Origin of the sequence: Pseudomonas sp. R62 (assembly GCF_000257605.1) — a bacterium.
GTDB classification, from domain to species: domain Bacteria; phylum Pseudomonadota; class Gammaproteobacteria; order Pseudomonadales; family Pseudomonadaceae; genus Aquipseudomonas; species Aquipseudomonas atacamensis.
Map to the genome: position 1 here is coordinate 582,293 of NZ_JH635999.1, position 5,776 is coordinate 588,068.

The following is a 5,776-nucleotide window of genomic DNA, read 5'->3' on the forward strand; positions in this document are numbered from 1 at the left end:
GGGCTTTTTGTGGGAAGTGTGGAAGTCGAGGGCGGCGTACAAAAAATACCGAAAAGTCCGACAGAAGCTCTGGTTGCGGCCGTTGGGCGCGACTTTTATAGTCTCCGTTCGCAGATAACTCTGCGACGATCTTGGCCGGTCGAATACAGCACCAGACCCCTCTTTGGAGTGAACTTTATGACCGACCAAGTAATGCCGCGCTATCTCCCCATCGACACCTACGACGCCGAATCCCCGGTGCTCTTCATCAATACCCACACTGAACTCAGCGACATGGCCGCCTGTGCGATGCACCGGTTTGTGGTCGTGCGCGATCTGGCCGACACCTTTGCCAGCCTTAACCTCAAGGGCATTTCCGATTGTGATCTGACGCGGGTGACCAGCGCGGTTCATCTGCTGATGCGCGAGGGCTGCGCGATTCTGAATGTGATTCAGGCGCGGGCGGCGCAGCGGGAGGAGGGGTATAAGACGCCGGTTTAGCGGTGTCGCGGCTGGCCTCATCGCTGGCAAGCCAGGCTCCCACAGGTTATGCGACCAAACATGGATTATTTGTGCAACACAAAACCCTGTGGGAGCTGGCTTGCCAGCGATGGCGTCAGCCCGGGCACACCGTCACTCCTTGACGCTCATGTATTCCTTGGCCCAGAGGATGTATTCCTCCGGCTGGGTATAGGTGTGGGTCAACTCGGTCGCGCTCAGATCAGAGGCCTGGGTAAAGATCTGTCGCTGTTCGCGCAGGCTGTCATAGGTGGCCTTGATCGCGGCGAAGTAGGCGCCGTGGCCGTCGATGGTCACGCGTACACCGAGTTCGGCCAGGCGTTTGTCGTCGCGCAGGGCCGGGTTGCCGTAGGTGACCAGCATTAGCGGCACCGTCAGATGTTCGGCGATTTGTTCCAGTTGATCAAAGTCCTGCACGCCGACCATGCAGATGCCGTCAGCGCCCGCCGCCTGATATTGGCGGGTGCGGCTGATGATTTCCTGGTTCGGCAGAATGCCGGCATTGGTGCGGGCGATGATCGCCATTTCCGTATCGACCCGGGCTTCCAGCGCCGCGCGGATCTTGCCGACGCCTTCGGCCACGGTGATCAGGTCGGTGGATTTGCGCCCGAATTGCGCGGGCAGCAGGGTGTCTTCGATGGTCAGTGCAGCGACGCCGGCGCGTTCCAGTTCGACGATGGTGCGCATCACGTTAAGAGCGTTACCGTAGCCGTGATCGGCGTCGGCGATCACTGGCAATTGGGCGACGCGACCGATGCGCGTGGCCTGTTCGGCGAATTCGCTGAGGGTGATCAGGGCGAAGTCCGGTGCGCCAAGCACCTGCAGCGAGGCCACGGAACCGCCGAGGATACCTACTTCAAAACCCAGGTCAGCGGCGATGCGGGCCGACATCGGGTCGAACACCGAAGCGGTGTGGTAGCAGGTGTCGGAGGCCAGCAGCTGACGGAAATTGCGGCGCAAATCTTGATGGGAAAGCCTGGTCATACGAGTTCCACCAATACATAAGGAATGGAAAGGCTTGAGCAAAGGTGTCAACGCCGAAGAATGAAAAGGCTATCACGCGAATGGGTCAAGAATCATGACGAATTTGCGCGGCAGGACTGGCGGCTGAAAGGTTTAATCTCCCGTGCCGGAAATATCAGGCCGCCACGGCATGTTGCTGTTGATGGGGCAGGAGCACCGCGCGCACCGAATTTCCCGGCTGAAGTTGCAGGCGCTTGGCGGTGAGACGATCAACCACCAGGCTGTTGCCCACCAGTCGACCGTGGGCCGCGGTGATGCGGCAGTTTTCCAGCCGGCGGTTGTGAATCAGCCACAGCGGCGCCTGCTCGTCGGGGGTGCCGAGGCTCAGGGTCAGTTCGAGACTGTCGCGCACCGTGCGGATGCTGCGGATTGGCGCCTCGATGACCGGGCCACCGTCGAAAATGTCGATGTAGCCTTTGTGCGCAAAGCCTTCAGCTTGAAGAATTTTCAACGCTGGTTGAGTGTTCGGATGCGTCTGGCCGATCGCCGCCTGCGCCTGTTCGGTGAGCAGGCAGGTGTACAGCGGCTGGCGCGGCATCAGTTCGGCGATAAAGGCTTTGTTGCCCAGGCCGGACAAGTGATCGGCGTGGGTGAAATCCATCTGGAAAAAGTGTCGGCCCAGGCTGTCCCAGAACGGCGAGCAACCGTTTTCATCGGCACTGCCGCGCAGTTCGGCGATCATCTTCTCGCCAAACAGGTGCGGAAATTCAGCGACGAACAGCAAGCGACCCAGCGACAACAGGCGGCCATTGCTGCCGTTGCGCTGGTCATGGCGCAGGAACAGCGAGCACAGCTCCGATTGGCCGGTCAGTTCATTGTTGAGGAACAATGTCGGGATCTGCCGCTGAATGCCCAGGTCCGGTGCCGAACTGACGGTGACGCCGAGCCGGTAGTTGTACCAGGGCTCGCGCAAGCCAACGGCGCCGGCCATCGCGCTGACACCGACCACGCGCTGCTCATCATCCTCGAGGACAAACAGGTAATCGGCATCGGCGCGCTCCACCTGTTCTGCGAACGCCCGTTGTGCCCAACGCACCCGGTGCGCCAAGCGGTCTTCGTTGGCAGGAAGGGTGGTGAAACCTGGCCCTGCCTGTTCGACGAGGGTCATCAAGGCAGGCAGGTCGCTGACTTTTACCGGACGGACAATCATGCTCCAACTCCTTTGGCGTACCGATTCAGGCGCGGATGGCTAACGCGGCTCACAGAGCGACCAGCCGTATCGAGCTGCCATCGCTGACCTTCAGCGCCGCGCAGATGGCGGGTGTCAGGGACAGCGGCTGACCGGGGTGATAGTCGAGTTCGGTGACCATCGCGCGGTAGTCATGCAGGGCGTCGTTGCTCAGCAGGTAACGGCCACGGGCGTCGGTCGATGCTTGTTGGCGGACGCTGGCGGTCTGGCTGTCGGCGATCGAGCGAATGTTCGCGGTGCGCGCATACAGGGTCGGGCCGGCGTCGAACAGGTCGATGTAGCTGTTGGTTTCGAAGCCTTCCCGCGCGAGGATGTCGAAGGCTTCCTGGCCGTCCGGGTGCACGCGGCCGATGCAGTCCTGCGCTGCTGGCGGCAGCATCGGTACGTAGATCGGGTATTGCGGCATCAGTTCGGCGAGGAACGTGCGGCTCTGCAAACCGCACAGACGCTCGGCTTCCGCGTAGGGCAGATCGAAAAAGTGCTTGCCCAGCGCATCCCAGAATGGCGAATGACCCTGCTCGTCGCTGTAGCCGACGATTTCGGTGATCACCGCCTCGGAGAACCGCTGTGCATGCGCAGCAATGAACAGCAGGCGCGCTCGCGACAATAATTCGGAAAACGGCGTGCGCACCAACGCGGCGTCAATGTGGAAACCGCGCAGCAAGGTATGCCCGCTGAGGTCATGGCACAGCGACAACGCCGGTACGCCGTGCTCGATGTTCAATTCCCGCGAAGCACTGGTGAAATGGCGGTTGCGCAGGCTGTAGAACGGCTCCTTGAAGCCGGCGGTGGCGAGGATTTCCGAGCAGCCGACCAATTGCCGGCGTTCGAGATCTTCCAGCACGAAGAAGTAGTTCTCCGGCCCCTGCGCCTTGGCGGCGCTATCGAAGGACGCGCACGACGCGGCGATTTTCTCGCGCAGGTGTTCGCTGTCATCCGGCAGCGAGGTCACGCCGATCAGGCTCTCGCGGGCCAGGCGCTGTAGCTGGGGCAGATCATTCTGCTCGACTGGGCGTAAGACCAGCATGGATGTACTCCTGTATCAAAAGGTTCGGCCCATTCGCCGAACCTGACTATCACTGTCGGTTTCCACGCGTTGAATCGGCGGTCGCCTGATTTGTTGTCAGACGCCGCTCTTTTTCTTGTCAGCCTTTGCTCGGATCGGGCAGCGCTGTGCTGGCGCCGAGCTTGTTGAGGAAGAACAGGTACACCAGGCCCAGGGCAATCCAGATCAGGCCGAGTTTCTGCGCATCGACGCCCATGTTGTACATGATGGCGGCAACGATGACGAAGCCGATCACCGGGCAGAGCAGATGGCGCACAAACTGCCCCGACTTCTGCCGACGCCAGTAGTGGTTGATCACCGTCAGGTGCAGCAGCATGAAACCGCTGAGGGCGCCGAAGTTGATCAGCGAGGTGAGAATGTCGACCGCGTCGATGAACAGGTAGCAGATCAGCAGCGACAACACCGCCACCAGATAAATGCTCAGGTACGGCGTGTTGTGTTTCGGGTGGACCTTGGCTAGCACCTTCGGCAGCTTGCCGTCGCGGGCCATGCCGAACAGCAGGCGCGAGACGGCGGCCTGCGAGGTGATCGCTACAGCAACGCCCCAGGCCAGCGCCGTGGCGACGGCGGTCAGGGTCGCGAGCCAGCTGCCAGCGGCGATTTCGGCAATTTCATAAAACGCGGTGTCGGCGGATTTGAAACCCATGCCTGCCGCCAGATCGGTGGCGATCCACGTTTGTACGACGAAAATCGTGCCCATCACTGCCAGAGTGATCAGCGCTGCCTTGCCGACACTGCGGCCCGGATCTTCCTTGATTTCTTCGGCGAGGGTGGAGATCGCGTCGAAGCCGAGGAACGACAGCACGGCGATCGACACGGCTTGCATCAGCAGGGCGAAGTTGAACGTTTCCGGGTGATACAGCGGCGCCAGCGTCAGCTCACCGTTACCGCCACCGTTGTGCAGGGCGTTCCAGGCGTAGAACAGGAAGATGCCCAGCACCACCAGTTGTGCCAGCAGGAACAGCATGTTCATCCGCGCGGTGAAGGTGATGCCGCGCAGGTTGACGAACGTCGCGCTGACCAGAAACGCCAGGATGAAGCCGACCTTGGGAATGTCCGGGTACAAATGGTTGAGCGCCATCGCCGAATACAGGTACAGCAGCGGTGGAATCAGCAGGTAATCGAGCAGCATCAGCCAGCCAGCGATGAAACCGACATGTTGATTGAGGCCGCGCTGGGCGTAGGAATATACGGAGCCGGCAATCGGAAAGGCCTTGGCCATGCTGCCGTAACTCAGCGCGGTGAACAGCATTGCCACCATGCCGATGATGTACGCCAGCGGCACCATCCCCGGTGCTTCGGCGTTGACGTAGCCATACACACCGAACGGGGCGATGGGGATCATGAAGATCATCCCGTACACCACCAGATCGGTCAGCGTCAGGCTACGTTTCAACTCTTGCTTGTAGCCGAATTCTTCAATTTCCATGAAGCGCAACTCCTTGTCAGCCATCGGTCGGTTTATGTTTTATCGGTCCATCGTTTACAGCAAAGGTGCGAGGTAACCTGCCCAGCGCGAAACCGCTTCGGGGCTGCGCAGCAGATCATTGCGCACCTCGATCAGCACCGCCTCAAGGCCCCTGGCATCACCGTGCACGGGCACGGTCATATCGCCCAGCGGGTCAATTTTGTACGGCTGGTTGCCCGCGACTTTCAGCGGGTGCGCTTGCAACCCGTCGAGCAGGCGCTGAGCATAGTCCTGGGCCTGGCCGAACAACACGCCGACTTCCAGTGGTCGCGGCTGGCCGTAATACACCGGGGTGAAACTGTGAATACCGACCACACGCACCGGCAGACCTTTGGCAATGCGCTCGTCGATCAAGGTCTGCAAGCGCGCGTGAAACGGTTTGAACAACGTCTGGCGCCGGTACTCGCGGGTCGCCTCATCCAGCTCGCGATTGCCGGGTATCGGGTAGATCTCGCTCTGCAGCGGGATGCTGTCCGGCGCATGGCGCGGGCGGTTGAGGTCGATCAGCAGCCGTGAATAATTGGCGCTGAGC

General features: G+C 60.9%; 6 protein-coding genes. 1 reads left to right on the plus strand and 5 read right to left on the minus strand.

Annotated elements, in window-relative coordinates; genetic code table 11:
* Positions 1-177 precede the first annotated feature (177 nt).
* On the plus strand, positions 178-480 hold the full coding sequence (locus tag OQK_RS21020) for a hypothetical protein (RefSeq protein WP_016774122.1): 303 nt from the start codon (positions 178-180) through the stop codon (positions 478-480).
* Between the two features lie 132 nt (positions 481-612).
* Here OQK_RS21020 and OQK_RS21025 read toward each other — a convergent pair whose 3' ends face one another.
* From OQK_RS21025 to OQK_RS21045, 5 genes are all read right to left on the minus strand, one after another.
* Entirely contained in the window at positions 613-1,482 is an 870-nt protein-coding gene (locus OQK_RS21025; protein ID WP_016774123.1) for an isocitrate lyase/PEP mutase family protein, read from the minus strand.
* A 154-nt stretch (positions 1,483-1,636) separates the two neighbouring features.
* A complete protein-coding gene (gene astA / locus OQK_RS21030) occupies positions 1,637-2,671 on the minus strand; it encodes an arginine N-succinyltransferase (RefSeq protein WP_016774124.1) in 1,035 nt (344 codons plus the stop codon).
* A 49-nt stretch (positions 2,672-2,720) separates the two neighbouring features.
* The gene (locus OQK_RS21035; RefSeq protein ID WP_016774125.1) at positions 2,721-3,737 is read right to left on the minus strand and encodes an arginine N-succinyltransferase; all 1,017 of its coding nucleotides are present in this window, start codon (positions 3,735-3,737) and stop codon (positions 2,721-2,723) included.
* A 118-nt stretch (positions 3,738-3,855) separates the two neighbouring features.
* On the minus strand, positions 3,856-5,205 hold the full coding sequence (locus tag OQK_RS21040) for an APC family permease (protein WP_016774126.1): 1,350 nt from the start codon (positions 5,203-5,205) through the stop codon (positions 3,856-3,858).
* A 54-nt stretch (positions 5,206-5,259) separates the two neighbouring features.
* Positions 5,260-5,776: N-formylglutamate amidohydrolase (locus tag OQK_RS21045; RefSeq protein ID WP_038861499.1), on the minus strand; the 517-nt coding region annotated here is incomplete at its 5' end.